Origin of the sequence: Nocardioides aquiterrae, assembly GCF_039526625.1 — a bacterium.
GTDB classification, from domain to species: Bacteria; Actinomycetota; Actinomycetes; order Propionibacteriales; family Nocardioidaceae; genus Nocardioides; species Nocardioides aquiterrae.
Genome location: NZ_BAAAJE010000011.1, coordinates 88,824 through 114,843, shown reverse-complemented (window position 1 = coordinate 114,843; position 26,020 = coordinate 88,824). Strand labels below are relative to the sequence as shown.

Annotated in this window: 17 protein-coding genes; 9 read left to right on the top strand and 8 right to left on the bottom strand. The window is 71.8% G+C overall.

The window, feature by feature from the left end:
• Positions 1 to 31: 31 nt before the first annotated feature.
• The gene (locus tag ABD086_RS12800) at positions 32 to 3,844 is read left to right on the top strand and encodes a hypothetical protein (RefSeq protein ID WP_343907930.1); all 3,813 of its coding nucleotides are present in this window, start codon (positions 32 to 34) and stop codon (positions 3,842 to 3,844) included.
• Between the two features lie 395 nt (positions 3,845 to 4,239).
• Here the strand turns inward: ABD086_RS12800 and ABD086_RS12795 are convergent, their stop codons facing one another.
• Entirely contained in the window at positions 4,240 to 5,736 is a 1,497-nt protein-coding gene (locus ABD086_RS12795; protein WP_343907929.1) for an amidase, read from the bottom strand.
• A 58-nt stretch (positions 5,737 to 5,794) separates the two neighbouring features.
• On the opposite strand from ABD086_RS12795, the gene ABD086_RS12790 reads away from it, so the two are divergent.
• Positions 5,795 to 7,048: a class I adenylate-forming enzyme family protein gene (locus tag ABD086_RS12790; RefSeq protein ID WP_343907928.1), complete on the top strand. Its 1,254-nt coding sequence runs from the start codon at positions 5,795 to 5,797 to the stop codon at positions 7,046 to 7,048.
• On the opposite strand, the gene ABD086_RS12785 is transcribed toward ABD086_RS12790, so the two are convergent.
• Together ABD086_RS12785 and ABD086_RS12780 are read right to left on the bottom strand one after the other, a co-directional pair.
• Complete coding sequence (locus tag ABD086_RS12785; protein ID WP_343907927.1) at positions 7,012 to 8,028, bottom strand: GDSL-type esterase/lipase family protein; 1,017 nt, start codon at positions 8,026 to 8,028, stop codon at positions 7,012 to 7,014. The two genes, ABD086_RS12790 and ABD086_RS12785, sit on opposite strands and share 37 nt — an antisense overlap.
• Positions 8,025 to 8,969, bottom strand: a complete 945-nt coding sequence (locus ABD086_RS12780; protein ID WP_343907925.1) for a GlxA family transcriptional regulator — start codon at positions 8,967 to 8,969, stop codon at positions 8,025 to 8,027. The genes ABD086_RS12785 and ABD086_RS12780 overlap by 4 nt, the downstream gene beginning before the upstream one ends.
• A gap of 93 nt (positions 8,970 to 9,062) precedes the next feature.
• On the opposite strand from ABD086_RS12780, the gene ABD086_RS12775 reads away from it, so the two are divergent.
• Positions 9,063 to 9,209 (top strand): hypothetical protein, encoded by a 147-nt coding sequence (locus ABD086_RS12775; protein ID WP_343907924.1) that lies wholly within the window; start codon positions 9,063 to 9,065, stop codon positions 9,207 to 9,209.
• A 122-nt stretch (positions 9,210 to 9,331) separates the two neighbouring features.
• The gene (locus tag ABD086_RS12770) at positions 9,332 to 10,420 is read left to right on the top strand and encodes an IS110 family RNA-guided transposase (protein ID WP_343907923.1); all 1,089 of its coding nucleotides are present in this window, start codon (positions 9,332 to 9,334) and stop codon (positions 10,418 to 10,420) included.
• Between the two features lie 369 nt (positions 10,421 to 10,789).
• Here the strand turns inward: ABD086_RS12770 and rpsA are convergent, their stop codons facing one another.
• Positions 10,790 to 12,265: a 30S ribosomal protein S1 gene (rpsA, locus tag ABD086_RS12765; RefSeq protein WP_343907922.1), complete on the bottom strand. Its 1,476-nt coding sequence runs from the start codon at positions 12,263 to 12,265 to the stop codon at positions 10,790 to 10,792.
• 209 nt (positions 12,266 to 12,474) lie between these two features.
• Here rpsA and ABD086_RS12760 point away from each other — a divergent pair, with 209 nt between their 5' ends.
• Entirely contained in the window at positions 12,475 to 13,284 is an 810-nt protein-coding gene (locus ABD086_RS12760) for a class I SAM-dependent methyltransferase (protein WP_343907921.1), read from the top strand.
• Positions 13,285 to 13,309: 25 nt separating this feature from the next.
• Here ABD086_RS12760 and ABD086_RS12755 read toward each other — a convergent pair whose 3' ends face one another.
• A complete protein-coding gene (locus ABD086_RS12755; RefSeq protein ID WP_343907920.1) occupies positions 13,310 to 14,248 on the bottom strand; it encodes a PorA family protein in 939 nt (312 codons plus the stop codon).
• Between the two features lie 115 nt (positions 14,249 to 14,363).
• Between ABD086_RS12755 and ABD086_RS12750 the strand changes: the two genes are divergently transcribed.
• Genes ABD086_RS12750 through ABD086_RS12740 form a run of 3 tightly spaced genes read left to right on the top strand, consistent with a single transcriptional unit; the run spans position 14,364 to position 19,188 of the window.
• Positions 14,364 to 16,169, top strand: coding sequence for a hypothetical protein (locus tag ABD086_RS12750; RefSeq protein WP_343907919.1), 1,806 nt, complete (start codon positions 14,364 to 14,366; stop codon positions 16,167 to 16,169).
• Positions 16,166 to 17,971 (top strand): hypothetical protein, encoded by a 1,806-nt coding sequence (locus ABD086_RS12745; protein WP_343907918.1) that lies wholly within the window; start codon positions 16,166 to 16,168, stop codon positions 17,969 to 17,971. The genes ABD086_RS12750 and ABD086_RS12745 overlap by 4 nt, the downstream gene beginning before the upstream one ends.
• Positions 17,968 to 19,188 (top strand): acyltransferase family protein, encoded by a 1,221-nt coding sequence (locus ABD086_RS12740; protein WP_343907917.1) that lies wholly within the window; start codon positions 17,968 to 17,970, stop codon positions 19,186 to 19,188. Before ABD086_RS12745 ends, ABD086_RS12740 begins: the two co-directional genes overlap by 4 nt.
• Positions 19,189 to 19,300: 112 nt before the next feature.
• On the opposite strand, the gene ABD086_RS12735 is transcribed toward ABD086_RS12740, so the two are convergent.
• Both ABD086_RS12735 and ABD086_RS12730 read right to left on the bottom strand, forming a co-directional pair.
• Positions 19,301 to 23,344 carry an alpha-(1->3)-arabinofuranosyltransferase domain-containing protein gene (locus ABD086_RS12735; RefSeq protein ID WP_343907916.1) on the bottom strand — a complete coding sequence of 1,348 codons (4,044 nt, stop codon included), beginning with the start codon at positions 23,342 to 23,344 and terminating at the stop codon, positions 19,301 to 19,303.
• Positions 23,341 to 24,066, bottom strand: coding sequence for a class I SAM-dependent methyltransferase (locus tag ABD086_RS12730; protein ID WP_343907915.1), 726 nt, complete (start codon positions 24,064 to 24,066; stop codon positions 23,341 to 23,343). Before ABD086_RS12730 ends, ABD086_RS12735 begins: the two co-directional genes overlap by 4 nt.
• A gap of 39 nt (positions 24,067 to 24,105) precedes the next feature.
• Between ABD086_RS12730 and ABD086_RS12725 the strand changes: the two genes are divergently transcribed.
• A complete protein-coding gene (locus tag ABD086_RS12725; protein WP_343907914.1) occupies positions 24,106 to 25,260 on the top strand; it encodes a glycosyltransferase family 4 protein in 1,155 nt (384 codons plus the stop codon).
• Here ABD086_RS12725 and ABD086_RS12720 read toward each other — a convergent pair whose 3' ends face one another.
• On the bottom strand, positions 25,261 to 25,416 hold the full coding sequence (locus tag ABD086_RS12720; RefSeq protein WP_343907913.1) for a hypothetical protein: 156 nt from the start codon (positions 25,414 to 25,416) through the stop codon (positions 25,261 to 25,263).
• Between the last annotated feature and the right edge of the window lie 604 nt (positions 25,417 to 26,020).

The following is a 26,020-nucleotide window of genomic DNA, read 5'->3' as shown; positions in this document are numbered from 1 at the left end:
TGCCAGCCGCTACCTTCGCCTCGTGGGGGACGTGAGCAGCACCGACCAGTCGTCTCAACCTGAGGAGACGACGCCACCCCCGATGCGCGGCGACCTCTGGACCGCCCGCCGGCAGGGGTTGTACATGGTCCTGGCGTCCCAAGATCCGCTGATCGGCGGTTTGTACCGCCGCGCGGTCCACGGACTCAGCGAACGACCACTCCAACCAGACGTCCTGGTCGTCACCGCGCACGCCGTCCGAGAGCTCGTCAACCGGCTCCCCAGAGTCCTCGGCCAAGTGCCAGTCGACAACCAGTCCAAGAAGGGACGCGGGGAGTCAGCAGCTCGGGTAGCACTTGCGCGCGAGCTCGCTGCTGCCGGACTTAACCCGGCAGACTCCGAGGGCCTTCGGACGCCGGGCCCGGCCATCGGCCGAGCCACCAGCGTCTCCGCTCCCGCAGACCCGTCGGATCCGATCATCGAGCGCACAACATCCGACTCCTCCAACTCGCCTGCTCCGAACGCTCCGCTCACCGAGACCGTCGCCGTTCCGCGGAGCCTGCTCGAAGCCGTACTAGACCTCGCCGCGGTGCACCGGGAAGGGTCGTCGCGGGCGGTCAACGTTCGGGCCGCCCTCGTCGCGGATGCGGACGGGGTCGGCGGCGCCGACGCGACCGTCACCATGTTCAAAAGGGCGATCGACGACTTCGAGGAATGCCGACACCCCGGCTACCGCGACCTTCCCGTGCACTTCTTCCGCCCACCCGAGCACTACGTGGCGCAGTTCGAGGTGATCGAGCGGGTCCTCGAGAGCCGGCTCGGCAGGTTCCTCGATATCGTCGCCGACCTTCGGGTCCTCCTCGAACGCGCAAACCAGCAGCAGAACGGCGCCTGGGTCGCCCCCGACCCGGCCCTCGTCGACCAGGTCCTGCCCAGAATCGGCGACCCGCAGCACCGTCGCGTGTTCTTCAACGGCCTACGGAACCCCCTGTGGGTCCGGGCACTAGACGCACGCGGAGTGTTCGACGATCCGCCGACGCACGTCGTCACCGACGCCGGCCTCATGCCGTACATGCCGTGGCCCCAAGGCGACTACCTGTACACGGTCGCCTCCATCCAGCACGAGGCCATCGCGACCATCCTCAACAGGGTCATCACCGGTGGCACCGCCTGGAACGTCCGTGAGCTCCTGGTTCGGTGCGCTGCACAGATGCCTGGCGACGCCGCCGTCGCCCTGTCCGGCAAGATCGCCGCCGCCATCGACGACCGCCAGGTCGGCCCCCACATCGGCACAGAAGTCCTCGACGTCATCGAGCACCTGGTCACAGACGGCTATGCCAAGACAGCCAAGGTTCTCGTGCACAAGCTTCTCGAGCCCAAGCCAGCCGCCGACACCGGCTCAAGGTTCGCAAGGGTCACCGCCGGCATCGATACCGACTGGTACGCCGAGGCTCTCGAACGCGCCGTCACCGTGTACGACGGTGACCGCAACTTCTTCATCTGGCTCACGTGGTGGCTCGACCGACATCAGACCCACTCCGGTGCCCACGTCCCCGGAGAACGTGACCACACCACCCTGCGGCGGCCGTCGATCGGCGAGCATCCGCACAACCGTGGACACGACGACGTCGGCGAAGCGCTCATCGACACCGTCCGTGACCTCGCGATCGCCCGGATCCGCGAGCACGGCCCCGCAGACGTCGCCGACATCCTCCACCGCCCCTCCGCCCCGGTCCTCCGCCGGATCGAGCTGTACGCCCTCGCCCAGACCGTCCATGACCACCCCGACGTCGTCGCAGTCGCGTCCGACCGGCTCCTCGACCCGGAACTCAACGACGGGTACACCTACCTCCACGAGCTCAAGCAGCTCGCCGCAGCGGCTCTCCCAGTCGTCGACGACGACACCTACCGGGCGTGGGAACAGCCGATCCTGACCGGACCGACCATCAGTGACGCCACCCGCGAGCGGATCACGTCGCACTACGGAGCCGGCGACTCCGAAGCCGCCGTCGTCGAGTTCACCGAACGGTGGCAGCTGAGCCGCCTGGAGATCATCGACGCCGACGCGCTCCGCGGACCAGCCCGTGCGCTGAGGGAGCGTCTGCTCGCGAAGGAACGAGAGCGGTATAGCCCCGGCGACCAGACAGGCGACGAAGGCGAACCCGACCTCGCCGCGATGACACCCCGTGAGGTTCTAGACCTCCTCTCCATCAACCGTGACGACGTCCCGCCCGACTCGATCCAGAGGCGCGATCGACTCGCGCGTGCGCTCGAAGTCGACGTCACACGACGACCCCGCGCGTACACCCAGGTCGCCGACACGGCCCTCACCCTCCCCTCCGGCTACGTCCACCGGTACATCAGCGGCCTGCGCGAGCACGTCAGGGCAGTCAACGACGCCGTTAAGACCTCCCAGGCCGAGCAGGACAACCAAGCAGAGCCAGCCGGCCAAGAACAGGGGCCGACACGCGCCGTGGAGACCGTCGACATCGACTGGGACAGACTCCTCGACACCCTCCTGACCAGCCGAACGTGGCGCGAGGACAACCACACCGCCACCGACTTCGGAACCTGGCGATGGGTCCGGCAAGAGATCTGCTCGCTGCTCGAGTACGCGACCTCACCCGACCTCCCCGGTCACCTCCCCGGGCACCTGCGGCCGATCGCCGCCGCCATCGTCACCGAGATCGTGTCCGACACCGACCCGTCACCCGAGACCGAAGAACGGTACGGCGACGGATGGGACCCGTACACGTGCGCGCTGAACACCGTCCGGCCGACTGCCGTGCGAACCCTCCTGGGAATCGCACGAGCCGACACGACCGAACACCAACGAACCCACCCCGGCGACACCAACCGAACTTTGCTCGCAGACGCCGCAATCCAGACGGTCACCGGCCTCCTGACACCCGAACGCGACCACAGCCTCACCATCGCGGCGACCATCGGCGAACGCGCCGGCTGGCTCCTGTCCTGCAGCCGCGACTGGCTCAACCAGCACCAGACACAACTTCTCGCCCCGGACCCCTTCGGCGACACGTTCGTCACCACCGCCATCGCCCTGCACAATCCGCACCCCATGCTCATCGACTACTTGGCCCCCGCCATCGGCCGGATGCTCCAGCGAGCGACCGTCGGCGAGCACCTGACTAACGGCATCCGCGACGAGACCCCGCTCAAACTGATCGGGAACCACCTCGCCATCCTCAACGTATGGGGCCGAATCGACTACGACCACCCACTCCTGGCCCAGTTCTTCACCGACGCCCCCGTCGACGAACGCGCCGGAGTCCTCGGCGGCCTCGGATGGCAGTTCTTCCACGCAGACGCCCTCGACGACGACATCCGCGACCGCGCCGCAGCTCTCTGGGACCACCGGCTCGCCGCCGTACGCGCGGGCGAAACCGATGCCACGGAGCTCTCCGGGTTCGACTGGTGGATTCGCTGCGGGCACTTCGCCCGAGCGTGGTGGCTCCCGAGGCTTCGCGAACTCGCCCGGAACTACCAGTTTGAGGGACGCATCCACATCGGCGACGAACTCGAAGCGACGTCCGAAGAGAACCCCGAAGCTGCCATCGACGTCCTCGACGGCCTCCTTCGAGGCGCCCCCGACACCGTCCTCCACTACGGCCTACGCCAAGCCGCTCCGGTCGTCATCGCCCGCGCGCTCGAACACGGAACCGACGAGGCCGCCCAGACCGCCGACAACCTCATGAACTTCATCGCCCGCAACGGCGGCATCGACATCGAGAACGAAGTCGAAGAGCGTCGACAGCAAGAACGCCGCGCCCAAGAACAACGTCGCCAAGTGCCAGCTCCCGAGCAGGGCACTGTCGACGACACGGCCGGCGCCGACGACCCGTAGCAGCCAGCTGCGGCAGAACAACTGGCTCGTCGAGCCGAGCTGTGGGCGTTGCGCTCTAGCCTCAAACCGGCAACGCCGACCAAATGGAGAGCACGCATGCCGAACCTGCGGGCTCCAGAGGACGAAGCGTCGTGGGACGGTGGCCTGAAGTGGTCCGGGTCTGCGACAGCGACGACGGACGGTCATCGCGACCCCGGCAAGGCGATCGGGCCCCTCCACTGCTGCGGAATCCTGTTCGATAGGACCGGACTAGTCTGCTACAACCGGATCGCCGACGTCGTCCGCTGCGACCCACACGGCACCACGCGCGTTGACCCCTATGCGGATCCGGTCGCTGCTGGTCGTCCGAACGCGTCTATCCGCCGCCCATGTCCCGCAGAACCTGCGCAGCCCGGTTACCCAGCCAGCTTCGGGTCCAGCTCGGTGTACCGGTGCGCCCACGGCCGCGCCTGCTCGAGCTGGGCCGCCAGCCGCAGCAACAACCCGTCGGAGGCGAGGGGGCCGACGAGCTGGACGCCCAGCGGGAGGCCGGCGGCCGTCCAGTGCAGAGGCACGGAGATGGCGGGGCGGCCGGTGAGGTTGGCGAGCTGGGTGTAGGGCACCCAGCCGAGGTTGTCGGTGATGAGCTGGTCGAGGATGCCGGTCGCGTTGAGGAGCTTGCCGGCGCGCACCTTGGCGACGACGCGCGAGGCGCGCTGGAGCAGGGGCGGGGTGTCGACGGAGCCGACCTCGAGCGGTGGCTTGGCCAGCGTCGGGGTGAGCAGCAGGTCGTAGCGCTGGTGGAAGTCCTCGAGCGCGTGGATGTGGGTGCTGATGTTCTCCAGCGCTGCGAAGAGCGCACCGACACCGGCGGCACGGCCGATCTCGGCGACCGCCAGGGAGTCGGCGGCGAAGGCGCTGTCGGGGGCGCCGAGGCGGGCCTTGATGCCGGAGATCTGGCCGTGGAGCTGGGCGAACCAGATCGTGAGGAAGTCGCGGGCCAGGGCCGCGTCGTCGTGCGGCGGCGCAACGGCCTCGACCTCGTGGCCGAGATCGGTGAGCAGGGCGGCGGCGCTCTCGACCGCGGCGACCGCCTCGGGGTCCGGGTCGGGATTGATGGCCGAGGCGGTGGTGAAGCCGATGCGCAGGCGCTCGGGCGCCTGGCCGAGCGAGGCGAGGAAGGAGGGCGGGTTGCCGGCGACGTACGCCGCGTAGCGGGTCGGTGCCCCGGCGACCGCGTCGAGCAGCGCGGCGCTGTCGCGGACGGTGCGCGAGACTACGCCCTGGGTGGCCAGGCCGAACATCGACTCGCTCGTCTGCGGCCCGTACGGCGTGAACCCGCGGCTGACCTTGAGACCGACCAGGCCGTTGCAGGCTGCCGGGATGCGGATCGAGCCTCCCCCGTCGTTGGCGCCCGCGGCGGGCACGATGCCCGCGGCGACGGCGGCACCCGAGCCGCCGGAGGAGCCGCCCGGGGTGTGGGCCAGGTTCCACGGGTTGCGCGCGCGCCCGAGCAGGTCGTCCTCGGTGATCCCCTTGGCCCCGAACTCCGGCGTGTTGGTCTTGCCGAAGACGACCAGCCCGGCGTCGAGGAAGCGCTCCGTGACCAGCGCGTGCTCCTCGGCCACGTCGTTCGCCAGCGCGCGGGAGCCGTTGGTGGTCGGGAAGCCGGCGTACTCCTGGGCGAGGTCCTTGACCAGGAACGGGACGCCGGCGAACGGTCCCGTCAGCGGCTCGGCCGCCCGGGCGTCCGCGACGTCGTCCAGCCGCCGGACGATCGCGTTGATCTGCGGGTTGACCTGGTCGGCGCGCTGCCGGGCCAGGGCCAGCAGCTCGGCCGGGGTGACCTCCTTGTCGGCGACCAGGGCCGCGAGCTCGGTGGCGTCGGAGGTCAGGTACTCGTCGAGGTGCACGGGGCGAGTGTAGGAGCGGCCAGCACCCCGCGAACGGGGAACGGCTAGCGTTCGCGGCGTGACCGACCACGCCGAGCTGACCCCGGGCGACCGGGTCGCGCTGCTGGTGCCGGGGTCGCTGACCTACCTGGACGCCGTGCTCTCGCTGCTCGCCCGCGGCGTGGTCCCGATCCCGCTCGACCCCCGGCTGACCGCGTACGAGCGCGAGCGGATCCTGACCGGCCTCGACCCGACCCTGGTCGTCGAGGCCGAGGACGAGCTCGCGGCGCTGGCCGGTGAGACCGGACTCCCCCGCGCCCGCCCCATGCACGTCACCAGCGGCACGACGGGCACCCCCAAGGGCGTGTGGAGCGGGGTCCTCGACCCGGCCGACGCGGTGGCCCTGGTCGAGGAGGAGCGGGCGCTGTGGGGCTTCGAGGCCGACGACGTGAACCTGGTGCTCAGCCCGCTCTACCACTCCGCGCCGCTCCGCTTCGCCAGCGGTACGGCGCTCGCGGGCGGCCGCGTCGTCGTCCCCGGACCGTTCGAGCCGGCGCTGGTGACCGAGGCGATCGAGCGCGAGCGACCGACGACGATGTTCTGCGTGCCGGCCCACCTGCAGCGGCTGTTCGCGCACTGGGACCGGCACGGCTGGCCCGACCTCACCAGCTTCCGGCTGGTCGCCCACGCCGGCGCCCCGTGCCCGCCCGCGCTGAAGCAGCGGCTGATCGAGGCGTTCCCGGCCGGCTCGACGTGGGAGTTCTACGGCTCCACCGAGGGCCAGTTCACCGCGTGCCCCAGCGAGGAGTGGCTCGAGCGCCCGGGCACCGTCGGTCGCGCCCGGCCCGGGCGGCGGCTCTCGGTCGACCCCGACGGCACCATCTGGTGCGCCGTGCCGCCGTACGCGCGGTTCGAGTACTACGGCGACCCGGAGAAGACCGCCGCGGCGTGGCAAGGCGACGAGTTCACGGTGCGCGACGTCGGCCGCCTCGACCACGACGGCTACCTCTACCTCGACGGCCGCCGGCACGACCTGATCATCAGCGGCGGCGTGAACGTCTACCCGCTCGAGGTCGAGAACGCCCTGCGCGAGCACCCGGGCGTCGCCGACATCGCGGTCTACGGCGTCCCCGACGAGCGCTGGGGGCAGCGGGTCTGCGCCGCGGTGGTCGGCACCGCGACCGCCGCCGACCTCGACGCGTTCGCGCGCGAGCGGCTGGCGCCGCCCAAGCGCCCCAAGGAGTACCACCACCTCGACGACCTGCCGCGCACGCTGACCGGCAAGGTGCGCCGGGATCAGCTGGCCGGCACGACCGTGACGACGTTCGAGTAGACCTCCGACACCGACGTGCCCTTGGCCATCTGGAGCCGGAACTCGTAGGTGTCCCCGTCGATCAGCCCCTCGGCCTTCCAGCTCGGGCCGGGGACCCCCAGCGGCAGCCGCTGCCACTCCTCGCCGCGGGTGGTGTCGCGGCGCCAGACGTACGCCGTCCACCCGCCCGGCGGGGCCTCCCAGCGCAGCTGCGCCGCCCCGGCGCGCGGCCGGGCGGTCAGCACGGCCGGCTCGACCGGCACCGGCGGGACGTCCGGGAGCGGGCGCGGGTACGGCGACCCGATCCCCAGCCCGGCCAGCGCGTCGGCGACCGCCGCGGCGATCTTCACCTCGCCGCTCGCGGAGGGATGCACCGGGTCGTAGGTGTCCACGTCCCGCCTGAAGTCCGCGGGTGCGTCGGCGACCACGACCCGGGAGCGCTCGGTGCCGAGTCGGTCGGCGAGCCCGCGCAGCCCGGCGTCGTACGCCGGGACCGCGGCGTACCAGGTCTGGGGCAGCTCGCCCAGGACGACGTCGACGTCGGGATCGGCCGCCTGCGCCTGCTCGACGAAGTCGCGCGCGCGGTCGAGCAGCCGGGAGGCCGGCACGCCGCCCCAGACGGCGTCGTTGACGCCCAGCAGCTCGACGACGACGTCGGGGTGGAAGACGTCGACCAGCTGGGCGATCGTCCAGTCGGTGTCCACGAAGGACTTGCCCCAGCGGGCGGCGTGGTCGCGGTCGAAGTCCGGGTCCGCGTAGTGCAGGCTGGCCGGTCCCGGCGGCGGCCCCGCCATGGTCTGGTCGGGTCCGACGAGGTCCACGCCGGCGTCCCGCAGGTGCTCCCACAGCCGGTACCGCCACGTCCAGTCCCCCGCCGAGCCCTGCGTCACCGAGTCGCCGACCAGCAGGATCCGCACCGGGCGCTCCGCCCGGTCCGGCCCGTCCGAGCACGCGGACAGCCCGCCGAGCAGGAGCACCAGGCAGAGCGCCCGGGCGATCACCCCGCGAATCGCCGGCGGTACTGCTGCGGGCTCAGCCCGCGCACCCGGGCGAAGTGGTGGCGCAGCGTGGCCGCGTTGCCGAACCCGACCTCGTCGGCGATCCAGTCGATCGAGTGGTCGGTGCGTTCGAGCAGCTCCTCGGCGGCCTGCACCCGCTGCCGGGTCACCCAGGAGTGCGGGGTGGTGCCGGTCTCGGCGCGGAACCGGCGCGCGAAGGTGCGCTCGGACATGTGGCTGCGGCGCGCCAGCGACTCGACGCTGAGGTCGTCGGCGAGGTTCTCGACGATCCACTGGAGCAGCGGGCCGAGCGTCTCGGCGTCGCAGTCCGGGACGGCCCGGGCGATGAACTGCGCCTGGCCGCCGTCGCGGTGCGGCGGCACCACGATCCGGCGCGCGGTCGCCGCGGCGACCTTGGCGCCGAACTGCTCGCGCATCAGGTGCAGCGACGCGTCGATGCCCGCGGCCGAGCCGGCGCCGGTGATGACGGACCCGTCGTGGCAGTAGAGGACGTCGGGACGGACCCGTGCCTCGGGGTACCGCTCGGCGAGCAGGTCGGTGTAGCGCCAGTGCGTGGTGCACTCGCGGCCGTCGAGGAGGCCGGCGGCGCCGAGCTCGAAGACACCGGAGCAGTGCGCGTAGATGATCGCGCCGCGGTCGTACGCCGACCGCACGGCGTCCAGCACGGCGGGGTCGTGCCGCAGGAAGTCGTACTTCGGGCTCAGGCAGACCAGGTCGGCGTCCGCGGTCGCGTCGAGCCCGCGCTCGACGTACAGGTCGTAGTCCGACCGTCCGGGCACCCGGCCGGGACGCGGCGTGCACACCTGGAAGTCGAAGACCGGCGTGCCGTCCTCCGGGTGCTCCGGCTCCCCCCACACCTCGACGAGCGAGCCGAGCCCGAAGGGCTCCGCGCCGTCCTGCACCACCACCGCCACCTTCTGCACGGGGCCAGCCTGCCGCATCCGTGGCAGGAAATCAACGGAAGGTGTCATTCCTGCCACTCGTGGCGGGATCGCGGTGGGCGCAGGATTGCTGCCATGACCTACCTGATGATCCTCCTGCTGGCCGCGGTGGCGCTGAGCGCGCTCACCATCCGCCTCGTCGCCCGGGACGGCCGGGGGCCCCAGCGCCCGCCGGTCTCGCACTTCGTGGACACCCGCTTCGTGTCGCCCCTGTCCCGCTAGACGGTATGGAGTGACCGGCTCGTCGTGAGCTGGTTGCGGGCCGGGGCCTCACTCACAAGATTCGTGGGTTACCGAGCAGGGGCCGCCTGCTCGGCCTATCCGACAATTGTGGGAGACCCCGGGTGTTTACCGAGCGTACGAGTGTCGGGCTCGACGTGCACGCACGATCGGTCGCGGCAGCAGCGATCGATGGCGTGACCGGCGAGCTGGTGCAGGCACGATTGACCACGTCCTTTGAGCACATCGAGTCCTGGATCAGGGACCTGGCCGGGCCGGTGGCGGTGGCCTACGAGGCCGGTCCCACCGGCTTCGGGCTGTACCGGCATCTGAGCGCTGCGGGGTTCCGCTGCGAAGTCGTCGCGCCCAGCAAGCTGCCCAAGCCGGCCGGTGACCGGGTCAAGACCGATGCCAAGGACGCCATCCACCTGGCGCGGTTGCTGCGCCTGGACGAGGTGACCTCGGTGGCGATCCCCACGGTCGAGCGAGAGGCCGCCCGTGACCTGGTCCGCGCCCGGGAGGACTGCCGCGCTGACCTGATGCGGGCCCGGCACCGACTGTCCAAGCTGCTGCTGCGCTACGGGATCGTCTACTACGGCGGCAATGCGTGGACCGGCAAGCACGACATCTGGCTGCGCCGCGAAGCACTGCCACAGCTGACCACACGCGCGACTCGGCTGACTTTCGACGCCGACTACGACGCTGTGCTGACCCGCAAGGCCCAGCGCGATCGTCTGGACGCCGCGATCGACGAGCTCGCCGCCGAATCCGAGTTCACCGCGGTAGTCCGCCGGCTGGGGTGCTTGCGCGGGATCGGCACCCTGACCGGACTGGCACTCGCGGTCGAGGTCGGCGACTGGCATCGCTTCAACGGCCGCACGATCGGATCGTTCGTCGGCCTAGTGCCCACCGAACACTCCTCAGGAGGTTCGCGCAGCCAGGGACCGATCACCAAGACCGGCAACCGTCACTTGCGGCGTCTCCTGGTCGAGGCAGCCTGGCACCACCGGCCCGCCTACCGAGTCGGGAAGACCATGCGCGACCGCTGGGACCTGGCACCCGCGGCCGCGCGTGCCCGCGGCGACGAGGGGAACCGGCGACTCCACGCTCGCTGGTTGACGTTCACCGACCGCAAGAAGAAACCCACCGTCGCCGACGTCGCCATCGCCCGCGAGCTCGCCGGCTGGTGCTGGTCCCTGGCCGTGCTCGAATAGCCACCGACCTCCCAGATCTGCTTCGTCGACCGACACCGAGGTGGCAGCGCGAGGAGCGGACCCGCGCCCGTTCTATGAGCAGCCCGTCACGGGCAACGCTCGTCCCTAGACAAGCGGACCCGCTCCAGCCGAAACACCGTCCTGCGGTACCCAACCCGCGAATATCAGAATGACCGCGCGTCGCCAACGACACGCTCGCCACGGCCCCATCGACGAGCACGAGGCGCCCGCCCCGAGTACTCGGGACGGGCGCCTCACTCTGCCCATTGACAGGCCGGAACTACATATCAGAACGCCGACGACCCGCCCGGATGCTCCGGGCGGGTCGTCGGGTGAAGCGGTTCAGCTGCTCAGCGGCTGCTCAGCGGGTCAGTTGCCCCCACCCGTCAGCTTCTCGCGAAGGGCCTGGAGCGCCTCGTCGGACGCCAGCGAGCCGCCGGTGGAGGCCTCGGCCTCGTCCGAACCCCCGCTGGAGTACGAGGTGGCCTCGCCGGCCTCGACCTCGGCCTTGGCGGCCTCGGCCTGCTGCTTGACGTGGGCCTCCCAGCGGGCGTGCGCCTTGGCGTACTGGTCCTCCCAGATCGCGCGCTGCTCGTCGAAGCCCTCGAGCCACTCGCCGGTCTCCGGGTCGAAGCCCTCGGGGTAGACGTAGTTGCCCTGCTCGTCGTAGGTGGCCGTCATGCCGTACAGCGTCGGGTCGAAGTCCTCGACGTCCGTGGCGGCGGTGGTCTCGTTGGCCTGCTTGAGCGACAGCGAGATCCGGCGACGCTCGAGGTCGATGTCGATGATCTTGACCATGACGTCGTCGTTGACCTGGACGACCTGCTCGGGGATCTCGACGTGACGCTCGGCGAGCTCGGAGATGTGCACCAGGCCCTCGATGCCCTCCTCGACACGGACGAACGCACCGAACGGCACCAGCTTGGTGACCTTGCCCGGGACGATCTGACCGATCTGGTGGGTGCGGGCGAAGTGCTGCCACGGGTCCTCCTGCGTCGCCTTCAGCGACAGGGAGACCCGCTCGCGGTCCATGTCCACGTCGAGGACCTCGACGGTGACCTCGTCACCGACGGCGACGACCTCGGACGGGTGGTCGATGTGCTTCCAGGACAGCTCGGAGACGTGGACGAGACCGTCGACGCCGCCGAGGTCCACGAACGCACCGAAGTTGACGATCGAGGAGACGACGCCCTTGCGGATCTGGCCCTTCTGGAGCTGGGTCAGGAAGCCGTGGCGCACCTCGGACTGGGTCTGCTCGAGCCACGCACGACGCGACAGGACCACGTTGTTGCGGTTCTTGTCGAGCTCGATGATCTTCGCCTCGAGCGTCTGGCCGACGTACGGCTGCAGGTCGCGGACGCGGCGCATCTCGACGAGGGAGGCCGGCAGGAAGCCGCGCAGGCCGATGTCGAGGATCAGGCCGCCCTTGACGACCTCGATGACGGTGCCCTCGACGACGCCGTCCTCCTCCTTGACCTGCTCGATCGTGCCCCAGGCGCGCTCGTACTGGGCGCGCTTCTTGGACAGGATCAGGCGGCCTTCCTTGTCCTCCTTCTGGAGGACCAGGGCCTCGACCTTGTCGCCGACCTCGACGACCTCGTTGGGGTCGACGTCGTGCTTGATCGACAGCTCGCGCGAGGGGATGACGCCCTCGGTCTTGTAGCCGATGTCGAGCAGGACCTCGTCCCGGTCGACCTTGACGATGGTGCCATCCACGATGTCACCGTCGTTGAAGTACTTGATGGTCGCGTCGATCGCGGCGAGGAAGTCCTCTTCGGAACCGATGTCGTTGACCGCCACCTGGGGCGCGTCGTAATCGGGAAGAGTCGAGATGGTGCTCGTCATAAGGGAGGTGTGTCCTTGGATGGATGATGTCGTGCGGGCACGTCGAAGATCCGGTTTCACCGATCGGAGAGGATGGGCGAGCGAGGCTCCGCTCTGTCTGGGAGCCAGGCAGACCTCCGGCGCAACCTAGAGCCTACGCGGGGCCCGGGAGATCCGTCCAACCGACGCAGCGTCACCCGGGACGCACCCGCGAGCTACGCTCACCGGTTGTGGAGAACCATCCTCCGGTGCGGGTCGAGCGCCGGCCGGTCACCGAGGAGGAATCCCGACGGGCGAACGGCCCGGACTGGGACCGGTACGCCGACGAGTACCAGGCGACGCACGGGGAGTTCCTCGGTGACACGGGCTTCGTGTGGGGACCCGAGGGCTTCACCGAGGCCGAGGCGGGCATCCTCGGCGACGTCGCCGGCAAGGACGTCCTCGAGGTGGGCTCGGGCGCGGGCCAGTGCTCGCGCTGGGTCCGCACCCGGGGCGGTCGCGCGTACGGCCTCGACCTGTCCCTGCGCCAGCTCCAGCACTCGCGGCGGATCGACCTCGAGACCGGCGTCGCCGTGCCGTCGGTGCTCGGCACCGCGACCCAGCTGCCGTTCGCGGACGACAGCTTCGACGTGGTGTTCTCCTCGTTCGGCGCGCTGCAGTTCGTCAGCGACATCGCCGACGCGGTCGCCGAGACCGCCCGGGTGCTGCGGACGGGGGGCCGCTACGCGTTCTCGATCACCCATCCCACCCGCTGGATGTTCCCCGACGACCCGGGCGAGGCGGGCCTGGTGGCGAGCCAGTCCTACTGGGACCGCACGCCGTACGTCGAGATCGACGACGCCACAGGTGTGGTGTCGTACGTCGAGCACCACCGCACCCTCGGCGACTGGGTCGCGCTGCTCGCGGGCGCCGGGTTCGTGATCACCGACCTGCTCGAGCCGGAGTGGCCCGAGCACCACGACCGGGTCTGGGGCGGCTGGTCGGGCACCCGGGGGCGCTACACCCCCGGGACCGCGATCTTCGGCGCCCGGCTCGGCTGAGGCCCGTCCGTGATCAGGCCCGGGATCAGGCGCTGACGGTCGCCGGCTCCCGAGGCGCGCCCTGGTCGTCGCCGCCACCGCCGCCGGTGCGGCGCGCGCTCAGCAGCAGCAGGATCCCGGCCAGGAGGCACAGGCCGCCGCCCGCGAAGCCGACGATCGGCATCCACACCGTCACCGTGCTGAGCAGCTGCATGTTCGCCTTGGCGTCGTCCTTGAACTGCTGGAGCTGGTCGTCGGTGAACCCGATCTTCAGGTCCAGGACCTGGGTGCCGTCGTCGAGGTAGCGCTGCTGGTCCTGGGTCTGCTGCTGGATCGCGCCGGTCTTGGGCTCCACGTAGATCTCGACGTGGTTGTCGTAGGTGCCGTTGATGCCCTCGGCGATCTCGATCGGGGCGTCCGCGATGTCGATCGTGTACACGTAGGTGTCGATGCCCAGGACGCTCTCGGTGCGGTCGTAGACGGCCGGGACCGCCTTGCCCACGGTGCCGTCCCAGTACATGTAGTCGGTCTTCGTCGCGTCGAAGGGCCACTTGTTGACCAGGCCCTCGTGCGGGAGGGAGCCCTCGGGCAGGCCCGCGTAGTCCGGCACCGCGAGGGCCGACACCCGGTCCGTGGCGAACACGTCCGTGGAGGCGCTCACCAGCCGCGGGTCGTCCCCGTTCACGCAGTCCGGGGCGTTGTCGACGTCGATCACCACGCAGGTGGTCTGGACGAAGACGACCGTGTGGTCGTCGGAGGCCTTGGAGTCGGCCTGGGTGATGCTCTGGACCTTGACCGGGTTCTCGTTCAGCTCACCGGTCGCCGGGTCGAGCTTCTTCACCGTGCCGTCCAGGTGGGTGACCTGGTTGACGTCCAGCGGGGTCTTCTTGACCACGCCGGGCGCCCAGGCCGTGGCCAGGACGCCTGCTACGAGCAGGAACGCGCCGAGCCCGAGCAGCACCAGACCGAACCACTTACGCTTCACAGCGACCCCTCCCAGGATGTGATGGGCCGCACGTTAGCAGTACTCGCGGGTAGGTACCGGCGTTCCGTGACAGCGTGACCGAATATTGGCCTGCGTCGTATGGCACACTCCCCGCGTGCCGCGCCGACCCGACCGATTCCTGCTGGCCGGCGGCCTCCTGATCCTCCTCCAGCTCGGCTTCCGGGCCTGGGCGCTCTGGGGTTCGTGGTTCTACTTCGACGACCTCGCCTTCATGTCCCGGGCGATGAACCAGCCGTTCGACTGGGCCTACCTGACCGAGTCGTACGGCGGCCACCTGATGCCCGCGGGCTTCGCGCTCGCGTGGGTCCTGACGAAGTGGTGGGTGTACGACTGGGCGCCCTGGGCGATCACCCTGCTGCTGCTCCAGCTGGTCGCGAGCATCGGCATGTTCCGGCTGCTGGTCGCGATGTTCGGACGGCGTGCGTTCGTGCTCGTGCTGCTCGCGGGCTACCTGGCGTGGGTCTTCACGCTCCCGGCCGGCACCTGGTGGGCGGCCGGCATCAACCAGGTGCCGCTGCAGATCGCGCTGGCGTTCGGGCTCACCGCGTTCCTCGCGTACCTGCGCACGAAGCGTCGCCGGCACCTCCTCGTGTCCCTGGCCTGGGTCGGCTTCGGGCTGCTCTTCTACGAGAAGACCGTGGTCGTGCTCGGCATCTACGGCCTGGTCGCGCTCTGCTGGTTCAGCGCCGGCAAGACGCCGCAGCGGCTGCGCCGGCTGTGGGACGAGTACCGGCTCGCGGTCGTCGCGGCCGCGGTCTGCGGCGGTGCCTACCTCGCGGTGTACGCGGCGTACGGCCTCAACTTCTCGCCGGGCGAGACCGCCGACGTCCCGTGGGGCCCGATCGCCTGGAACCTGGTCGCCGTCGCGATGCTCCCGGCGGTGGCCGGCGGCCCGCTCGGCTGGGAGCCGATCACCGGGGGCGCGTTCGCGAACCCGTCCGACGTCGTCATGCTGCTGTCCTGGGCGGCCGTCGGCGCGCTCGTGCTCTACGCCTGGCGCAGTCGCACGATCAGCAAGCGGGCCTGGGCCCTGGTCGCCTTCACCACTCTCGGCAACGTCGCGCTCCTGGCCTCCGCGCGCGCGGGGGTGGTCGGCCCGGACATCGCCCGTGAGTACCGGTACCAGACCGAGGCCGCCGCGGTCGTCGTGCTCGCGATCGGCCTGGCGTTCCTGCCGCTGCGCGGCGCGCGCGAGGAGAACGCCGTCCGCGCGGACGCCCCCGAGGGCTATGAGGACCGGCGCCTGATCGCCGCGGCGACGGTCGTGGTCGTCGCGCTCAGCGCCGTGTCGAGCGTGCGCTGGGTCGACCTGTGGCAGGACCGCAACCCCACCCACGCCTACATCGACGACGTCGAGGCGAGCCTCACCGCCGCCGACGCTCCGGTGCCGCTCGTGGACGCCGGCGTGCCGCAGACCCTGCTGTGGTCGTTCCGCTACCCGGAGAACACCTACAGCCACCTGTTCGAGCCGTGGGCCGCGCACATGGCGTTCCCGCGCGACACGGTCGACGACCTGTTCGTGTTCGACGACGACGGCGAGCTCGCCCAGGTCCGGCTCGACCCGGCCCGCGCGATGGAGCGCCCGAAGGGCGCCGACCGCCGGTGCCCGGTGCCGCTCGAGGGCGGGATCGTGCGGATCCCGCTCGACGGCCCGGTGATCGGCGGCGGCTGGTGGATCGCGCTGGACTACCGCAGCCCCGTCGACACCGGCTTCCGGCTGGTCGCCGGCGACGAGGCGCACGAGGTCGACGTACCGGCGGGCCGGCACACGGCGTGGTTCCAGGCCGCCGGGACCTTCGACGAGGTCGTGATCAACTCCTTCCCGGACGACACCGGCCTCTGCGTGACGGACCTGGTGCTCGGGTCGCCGGAGCCGACGCCGTCCGAGCCGGGCTCGTGAGCCGCGAGCGTCGGGTCCTGGTCGCCGCGCTCGCGCTGATCGCGGTGCACGCCGCCTACCGGGCCTGGGCGACGTACGGCGGCTGGTTCCACATCGACGACTTCAACTTCATCTCGCGGATGTTCCACGAGGGCCTCTCCCCCGCCGTCGCCGCGCGGTCGTACTACGGCCACGTGATGCCGGCCGCGATGTACCTGTCCTGGCTCAACCAGGCGCTCGCGCCGTGGAACTTCTGGGTGCCCGCCACCGAGCTGGTGGCCCTCCAGGTCCTCTGCGACCTCGGCCTGCTCTACCTGCTGCGCGTCATGTTCGGCCTGCGGCCCGGGATCCTGCCGCCGCTGGCCCTGTTCCTCGCCTCGGTGATCTCGCTCGAGGGCTCGATCTGGTGGGCCGCCGCCGTCAACCTGCTGCCGCTGCAGGCCGCGCTGTTCTTCGGGCTGGCCGCGCACGTGACCTACCTGCGCACCCGGCGGCTGCGCCACGCGGTCGCCGCGAACGCGTGGATCGCGGCCGGCATCGCGTTCAACGAGAAGACCGCCCTCGTGTACGGCGTTCTCGGCATCGTCACGCTCTGCTACTTCGCCACCGGCCGGTCGCCGGCCGAGCGGGTGCGGACGGCGGTCCGCGGCCGGTGGCCCGCGCTCGCGCTGTACGTCGTGACCGGCGCGGCGTACGTCGCCCTCTACCTCAGCGTCGGCCGGGACTTCCGGGCCTCGAAGCCGCGCGGCTACCCGGTGCTCGACACGATCAGCAGGATGGTCCTCGACACCTACGTCCCGGGACTGCTCGGCGGCCCGGTGCGCTGGTGGCGGGTCCCGGAGCAGCCGTTCTCGTTCGCCCTGCCCGGCGACGCCCTCACCCTGCTCGCCCTCGCGCTGCTGGCGATGCTGCTGTGGGAGATCCGCAAGCACCGGCGCCGCGCCCTGCGGGCACTCTGGATCCCGGCGTACTTCCTGGTCGTCGACGTCGTCCTGGTGCTGGTGACCCGGGCCAGCGTCTCGGGTCCCCTGGTCGGGCTGGACTACCGGTTCCAGGGCGAGCTGGCCGCCGCCTCCGCGATCGCCCTGGCGTGCATGACGATGCCGGTGCTCGGCGCCGCCGAGTCGTCCGAGCGGCGCTCCGCGAGCGAGCTGCTCGACCACCCCCGGCGGGTCGCGGTCGCGACCGGCGCCATGGTCGCCGTCGCCGCCTGGTCGACGTACGGCTACCTGACCTACTGGCACGCCGACGACGGCTCGAAGCGCTGGTTCGCCACGCTCCTGCCGCAGGTGCGGGCCGCGACCACGCCGATCCCGGCGGTGGACCGGGTGGTGCCGTACTCGGTGACGAACGGCGTGCGCTACCCGGAGAACCTGCAGAGCCGGGTGCTCGCCGGGGAGGACGCGCTGGCGTTCACGGAGGTGGCGACCGACCGGATCGACATCGTCGACGACGACGGGCGGATCGGCCCCGCGGCCGTGACCCCCGTGCGGTCCAACGCGGACGGCCCGCACGGCCGGTGCGGCTGGAAGGTGCAGGAGGCGCCGGTCACCATCCCGCTGGACGGCCCGGTCGCGTTCGACGGCTGGTGGGTGCGGATCGGCTACCTCAGCAGCGGCGACAGCCCGGTGCGCGTCAGCGCCGGCAGCGCCACCCGGGACACGACCGTTCGCGCCGGCGTCCACGCGCTGTACCTCGCCGGCGGGCCGCAGTTCGACTCGGTCACGATCGGGGGCCTGGTCGACGGCGTGACGTTGTGCACCGATGATGTGACCGTGGGGCGCGCCGTTCCCGCCAGCGCGCTCGAGGAGAAGCAGCAGTGACGACCACCCCCGTGACCACCACTCCCGTGACGGAGTTCCGGGACCGGACGTTCTCCGCGCTGAACGCGGCGCGCGCGATCGGCGCGATCATGGTGGTGCTCACGCACTCGGCGTTCAACACCGGGCAGATCAACCACGGCTGGGTCGGCGCCGTGCTCGCCCGCCTCGACTTCGGGGTCACGATCTTCTTCGTGCTCTCCGGCTTCCTGCTGAGCAGGCCGTGGTTCCTGACCGCGGCGCTCGGCCGGCCGGCGCCCTCGACGCAGCACTACCTGTGGAAGCGCGCGCTGCGGATCCTGCCGTTGTACTGGATCGTGGTCGTCCTCGCGCTCACCCTCGATCCGGCGAACGAGGACATGGGCTGGCCGGACTGGCTCGCGAACCTCACCTTCACCCAGCTGTACCGGCCGGACCTGCTGCCCAGCTCGCTGACCCAGATGTGGAGCCTGTGCACCGAGGTCGCGTTCTACCTCCTGCTGCCGCTGCTGTCCTGGTTCCTGACCTGGCGACCGCGCCGGGCCACGCACGAACTGCACCTGCCGACCGTGCTCGGCCGGTCGGCGGTCCTCTTCGCCCTCGGCGTGGCCTGGCAGGCCGCCGTCGCCCAGATCCCCGGCAACGAGGGCCACTACGCCCAGTGGCTGCCCGGCTACCTGCCCTGGTTCCTCGTCGGCGTCTGCTTCGCCGCGGTCTCGGCCAGCCTCGCGGTCGACCCGCGCGACCACCCCCTGGAGCGGCTCGGCCACGACCTGGTCGGCTGCTGGATCCTCGCGACCGCCGTCTTCGCGATCGCCGCGTCGCCGCTCGCCGGGCCCCGCACGCTGCTGACCCCCGGCGGCTGGGAGGCCGGCCCGAAGGTCGTCCTGTACGCCGTGGCCGGGGCCCTCTACCTGCTGCCGCTGATGTTCGGCCCCGAGCGCCAGGGTTGGCTCCGCACCCAGCTCAGCGGCCCGGTGCTGTTCTGGCTCGGCGAGATCTCCTACGGCATCTTCGCGATCCACATGCTGGTGCTCAACGGCGTGTTCCGCTGGCTCGACCTGGAGTACTTCACGGGCCGGTTCGTGACCGTCGCCGGGCTGACGCTGGCCATCACGATCGCGCTCGCGTCCATGTCGTACTACGGCTACGAGCGCCGCGTCATGCGCCTCAAGAACGTCCGCTTCTTCAGCCGGATGGACCGCGAGTCCCGGGTCACGGACACCGCCTCGGTCCGCTGACTCGGGCGCTCCCGACCGTGCCCCGCACATCGGCATGGCCGTGCGTCCTCCCAATGACGTCATACGGACGGTGCAAGGGGACACACTGTCCGTATGACGTCCCCGGGCGCGCCTACTCCCGCGAGCGCCGGGCCGCCAGCGCCGCCACGACGAGGCACACCGCGGCGAGCAGCCACGCCTGGCTCCAGGTGACCGCCCAGGACTGGCGGGCGAACCGGTCGGCGGTGAGCGCGAGCGCACCGGTGACCAGCGCGCCGCCGGCCAGCCACGGCCAGGCCGGGAACCGGCGGAGCGCGAGGCCGAGCACGACCGCGGCGGCGGTCCCGGCCAGGCCCCACCAGCCGGCGAGGAGCGATCCGGCGCCGAGGACGACGAGCAGGTCCGGCACACCCGGGCGACCGGAGACCAGCGGCGGTGGCTCGACGGCGTCGCGCGTACGCCGTCGCGGCCAGGCGGCGACCGCCACCACGGCCAGCGCCAGCACCAGGCCGGCCACGAACAGCACCGTGAAGGGCAGCGCCGGGCGATAGCTCAGCGAGACCGTCCCCGCCTCGCCGGCGGGGACCCGCCAGCCCTGCTTCCAGCCGTCCATCCGCACCGGGGTGAGCCGCTGGCCGCCGAGCGTCGCCTGCCAGCCGCCGTTGACGTTCTGCGGCAGCGTCAGCACCGACGCCCGCGGCCGCGCCGGCAGGTCGACGGACCGCGGCGCCCCGGTCCCGGTGCGCGCGACGTCGACCGGCGCCGGCGACCGGGTCGGGACGTTCTCGTGGGCGAGCGTGGCCGAGTCGAACCGGAACAGCGGGTTCGGCAGCGCCAGCAGCGAGGTCGCCTGCTGGGTCAGCAGGATGTCGGCCGAGCCGCAGATGTGCAGCGGCACCGTGGCACCGCGGATCAGGTCCCGGGTGCTGGCGCGCAGCGAGGTGTCGCGCAGCTGGCCCGCGACGGTGATCTGCGGGCCGGTGCCGCACGGGAACCGGCGCTCGGCCAGCGGATCGCGGTTGAGCGGCTCGCCGTCCAGGTCCAGCTCGGAGATGCCCGCCGGCAGCCGCACGAACTCGCGACCGTACGTCGCCACGGCGGTCCTGGTGTCGGTGACGTGGAGGTCGAGCTCGTCGGTGCGCCAGTGCGGGAGCCGGACCTCGCCCGAGCCGCTGACCTGGACGGTCCGGTGCCGGTTGCCGGCGCGCAGCAGCAGCTCGCGCGGGAGCGCCGCGGCCGCGCCGGCGTTGACCTGCAGGCGCATCGTGCCCAGCGTCCGGGCCTCCGGGAACTGCAGGTGCACCACGTCGTCGGCGTCGTCGGCGATCCACGTGGTGGCGAGGTCGCCGTCCCCGAGCGCGACCGGGCTGGTCGCGACGTCGCGCACCGGTGCGTCGCTGGTGACCGAGATTCCCGACGACAGCAGCAGGCTGGCGTCGACGGTGCGCCGCAGCGATCCGGTCGCCGACAGCTGGTAGATCGACTGGTACGGCGGGATGAAGCGCCGGGCCAGCGTGTCGCCGTCCTCCCCCGGCGAGATCAGCGACTCGTCGCAGGCGTAGGTGGCGCCGACCATCACGCACGGCGCCCGGTCCGGGTCGCGGGTCACCGAGATCGCGTCGAGCGGGAACCGGTCGTCCGGCACCGGCAGGTTGAGGTACCGCTGGGCGGCGACGCCGGGCGCCTCGACCTCGGCCAGCGCGAACGAGCCCGGCAGCGCGAGGTCCCGCCCGGCGGCGGTGATCCGCAGGAACGTCGCCCCGGCGAAGTCCAGGTTGTAGGTCCGCGCCTGGCCGGGCCGCGGCGCGGGGACCACGCGGGACTGGTCGTCGGCTTGGAGCTGCAGCTCCTGGACCGGTGCGGAGTCGCGGCCGATCGTGACCTTCACGATGTCCAGGTAGGTCGGGTCGCTGAAGGTCTCCTGCCACCACTGACCGGTCGGGTCGAGGTGGCGCGCCGACTTCCACTGGGTCGCCGGATCGCCGTCGAGCGCGGCGCCGGGGTGGCTGCCGATCTCGAGCGGCGGCTGCGCGTCGGCGTACGCCTGCGAGGTGCTGGCGGTGACCTGGACGACGTTGCGGGCCCAGCTCTCGGTGGTCTGCCAGCGCTCGGGGTGCTCGAGGAAGCGGTGCGCCTTCTCGGGCCCGCGCAGCCGGTACGGCTCGGTGGCCGCCATCGTCGCGGACTGGTTGTAGCGGACCGCGGCGAAGTTCACCTCGCGGCGCTTGGTGCCGTCGGTGAGCACCTCGCCCTGCTCGCTGCCGCCGGCGTCCTCGGCCAGCACCCGCGGGCCGGGGCCGAGCGCGGCCATGCCCTGGTCGAGGCCGCTGCCGGGGTCGCCGACGAGGACCTGCGGCGTCGGCGTGACGGTGCCGGCCGCGGCGCCGTCGACGTCGTAGACGTCGACCGAGCCGGTCCGGGCCGAGATCCCCGAGCCCTCCACCACGCGCACGTTGCCGCCCGGGGCGTAGGTCCAGGCGCGGGCGCCGACCTCCGGGCCGAACGACCGGGCGAGCGTGATGCCGGGCGAGTGGGTCAGCACGCTGCGGACGTACGCCGGGTCGGGCGCCCCGGTCTGGAACCGGTCCAGGTCGTTGCGGACGATCAGCCGGCCGACGCCGTTCTCGGCGAGGAACGGCGCGAGCGTCGTGCTCGGGTGGCCGGACTCGATGGCCCGGCTGACCGCGTCGAGGAACGCCACGTTCCCCGGCTGCGCCAGGGGGATCACGTTGCGCACCGCCCACGGGCTCTCGGCCAGCGCCTGCAGGATGTCGTCGTGGACGTTGCCCCAGCTGTAGACGCCGAAGGTCGTCGCGGGGATCTCGAGGGACACGGTGCCGTCGTCGGTGTCGTGGAGGTACTGCGCCACGTCGGACCAGTAGTCCGGGACCGCCACCACGCCCTCGCGCGGCGCCATCCGGTCCTGCGCCCAGGGCAGCGCGAGCGCGACCACCGCCAGGACCGCCGCGGCCTGGAGGAAGCGCGCCGCCCAGGTGGAGGCCCGGTCGCGGGCGTACCCCGCGACCACCGCGAGGGCGTGGGCGAGGCCGAGCACCAGCGGGATCCGGAGCACGACGTCGAACTTGTGCAGGTTGCGCAGCGCGGCCAACGGGCCGTCCAGCCAGGCGACCCGGTCGCCGGCGAGGAAGCCGGCCAGCTCGTCGGCGTAGCCGAACCCCACCAGCACGAGACCGGTCAGCAGCCCCCAGGTGAGGAACCGCTGGTGCGGGTTCGAGCGCATCGCGATGCCGACCAGCCCGAACCCGGCGACCACGGCCGCGTCGAGCATGAGGAACGGCGTGGTGACCAGCTGCTGGCCGGCCGGGTAGTCGATGCCGGCGAAGTACGCGACCCAGTCCGACTGGCCGAGCACGGTGCGGGCCAGGTCCGTCGGGACGGTGGTGATCGTGGCGTTCTCGATGTAGTCCAGGAACGGCACGCTGTAGCGGCCGAGGAACAGCAGGGGCGCGCTCCACCAGAGCGTCGCCAGCACCGTGAAGAGGGTCCACCAGCCGAGGAGCGGCCACTTCCGGGGGCCGCGGGCACGGGTGAGGATCCAGACGACGCCCAGCGGCAGGACGGCCGCGACCGCGATGGCGTTGACGCCGCCGCAGCAGGCGACCGCGACCGCCGACCACGCGGCGGCCCGGCGTACCGACCCGCGCTCCGCGCCGACGACCAGGGGGATCAGCACCCAGGGGGCGAGCGCCATCGGCCAGATCTCGACCGACGTGCCCCCGAGCAGCGTGGTGATCCGGGGCGTCAGCACGAACGCGAAGCCGGCCAGCACCTGGGTCATCGGCGTGCCCAGGTTCAGCCGCTGGGCGAGCCGGACCACGCCGAAGAACGCCAGGCAGAGCAGCAGGCTCCACCAGAGCCGCTGGATCACCCACGGCGGCAGCTGGAGCCAGCTCCCGACCAGGAAGAACGGCCCCATCGGCCACGCGTAGCCGTAGGCCTGGTTCTGGATCTGGCCGAACGCCGCGGTCGGGTCCCAGAGGTGCAGGGCGTTGCCGAGGAAGCGGGCCGGGTTCGTGAGCAGGTCGAACTTCGTGTCGGCGACCATCTTCCCGGCCGACTGGGAGAACGCCATCGCGACGAGGACGGCGGCGTAGCCCCACATGCGCAGGCGCGACGTGGCGACGCCCGCCTGCGCGGGCTGCTGGTGGTCGGTCACGACTTCCGCACCACGATCACGAGGTTCCAGGTCACCAGCTCGCGGACGACAGGTACCCGGGTCAGCCAGTAGGACCACCGCGGGTTGTAGCGCGGGATCACGTCGAGCACCGCGCCGGCGCGCTGCCGGCGGGCCCAGGCGAGGCCCTGGCGCACGGTCACCGGGAACAGCGACTCGCCGTACCGGTTCTTCGGCTCGTGCCCGTGCGTGCGCCGGTATCGCCGGCGGGCCCGGCGCCCGCCCAGGTAGTGCCACGGCGAGGTCTCGTGGCCGCCCCAGGGCCCCCACCACAGCGTGAAGGAGAGGAAGGCGATCCCGCCGGGCCGGGTGACCCGGAGCATCTCGTCGGCCAGGTCCCACGGCCGCGGGACGTGCTCGAGCACGTTGGAGGAGTAGCAGACGTCGACCGCGCCGTCGCGGAACGGGAGGTTCATGCCGTCGCCGACGACGGTGCCGCGGGCGATCTCCCCGAGGCCGGAGAGCTCGCCGACGTCGGCGTCCAGGGCCCAGTACGTCGCGCCGGCCGCCTCGAACGCGTCGCGGAAGTAGCCCGGCCCGCCGCCCACGTCGAGGAGCGTCGCGCCCGCGAGGTCGTGGTAGGCGGAGAGCTGCCCGACCGAGTCCTCGGCGATCGCGGAGTAGAAGCGGCGCGGGTCGGTCTGCTCGACGCGGAAGTCCCGGAAGAGGCGCACCGACCGGCGGAGGTCGGGCTTCCACGGCATGGCCGGAACACTATCCGAACCAGCCGGTAACCTCGGCGCGTGCCGACGACCGACGCCCTCGCCGGACGCCACGTGGCGTTCTTCAGCTGGCGCGACACCCGCAACCCGGAGGGCGGCGGCGCGGAGCGGTACCTGGAGAAGATGGCGGCCGGCCTGGTCGAGCGCGGCGCCAAGGTCACGATCTTCTGCGTGGCGTACGCCGGCGCGGCGCCCGACGAGACGGTCGACGGCATCCGGTTCGTGCGCCGTGGCACCAAGCTCACGGTGTACCTGCTGGGCATGTGGGCGCTGCTGCGCCGCCGGCTCGGCCGGGTCGACGTGGTCGTCGACGTCCAGAACGGGCTGCCGTTCTTCACCCCGCTGGTCACCCGCAAGCCGGTGGTCGTGCTCGTCCACCACGTGCACCGCGAGCAGTGGCCGGTCGTCTACCCGGGCGTGACCGGCCGGGTCGGCTGGTGGATCGAGCGCCGGCTCGCGCCCCGCCTCTACCGGGGCCGGCAGTACGTCGCGGTGTCGCGGGCCACCCGCGCCGAGCTCCGCGAGCTGGGTGTCACCGGCCCGCGGATCGCCGTCGTGCACAACGGCACCGACCCGGTCGTGAGCGTCGACGCCCGCAAGTCGCCGCGCCCCACGATCTGCGTGGTGGGCCGGCTGGTCCCGCACAAGCAGGTGGAGCACGCGATCGACGCGGTCGCCGCCCTCCTCCCCGAGTTCCCGGACCTGCGCCTGCGGGTCGTCGGCAGCGGCTGGTGGGAGGGCGAGCTGCACGCGTACGCCGCCCACCAGGTCGCGCGCGGCTCGGTCGTCTTCGAGGGTCACGTGTCGGAGGTCCGCAAGCAGGAGATCTACGAGGAGTCCTGGCTGATGGCGCTGCCCTCGCTCAAGGAGGGGTGGGGCCTGGTCGTCGGCGAGGCCGCCGCGCACCGCACGCCGACCGTGGCGTACTCCGGCGCGGGCGGCACCCGCGAGTCGATCGTCGACGGCGTCTCGGGCCTGCTGGTGCGCTCCCCGGCCGAGCTGACCGCGGCGCTGGGTGCGCTGCTGCGCGACGACCGGCGCCGCGAGCAGCTGGCGGAGGGCGCCCTGCGGCACAGCGCCGGCTACACCTGGGGTCACTCCCAGGCGGCGTTCGCGCACGTGGTCGCGAGCGCGATCCGTGGCGAGCTGGTCAACGACCAGGACGCGACCGATTGACTACTGCGTGGAGCCGTAGGTCAACGACGGGTTGCTGACGTTCGCGGGCGACTTCTCGGGAGGAGCGGTCTGCGAGTTGACCAGACCGACCACGGTGGCACCAGCGAGCGCACCGCCGACGACGACGCTCGCGAAGGTGATCAGAAAAGCTTGCACGTGGGTTTCCCTCCCTCTCGCGGCGACCGTATCACTCCGCTTCGCGGCCGGTACGCATTACCGGCCAGATGCCCTGCACGGCGTTCCACCCGCCCGTCAGGGCGACGCCGGCGAACGCCGCCCAGGCCAGCGCCAGGGCCACGAGCCAGCCGGTGGGGGGCGTTCGATCGTCGACCGGGACGTCGAGCACGGTGACCTCGAGGTCCGCGCCGTCGAAGACCACCGTGCCCGCCACCGCCGCGTCGTAGGTCGGTGTCGTCGGCACCGAGCGGTCCCGGACGACCGCCCCGACGCCGAGGTCCGCCAGGGCGACGGCGCGGTCCCCCGCGTCGGGCCGGGCGAGCGCCGCGAGCACGTCCGGGACCCGGGGGTCCTCCCCCGCGATGATCCGGTCGTCCACCGCGAGCTGGTCGTTGACGACGTAGTCGGGCCGCAGGTAGCGCGGCAGCGGGTCGAGCACCTTGTGGCCGTGGTTCCAGGCCGGTGCTCGGTAGCTGGTGAACGGCAGCACCAGCAGGTCGCCGTGGCCGTCGCCCCACTCGTTGCTCAGCGCGGCCCGCGCCTGCGCCCACTCCGCCGGGTAGTCGGCCGGCTCGAGCCGGCC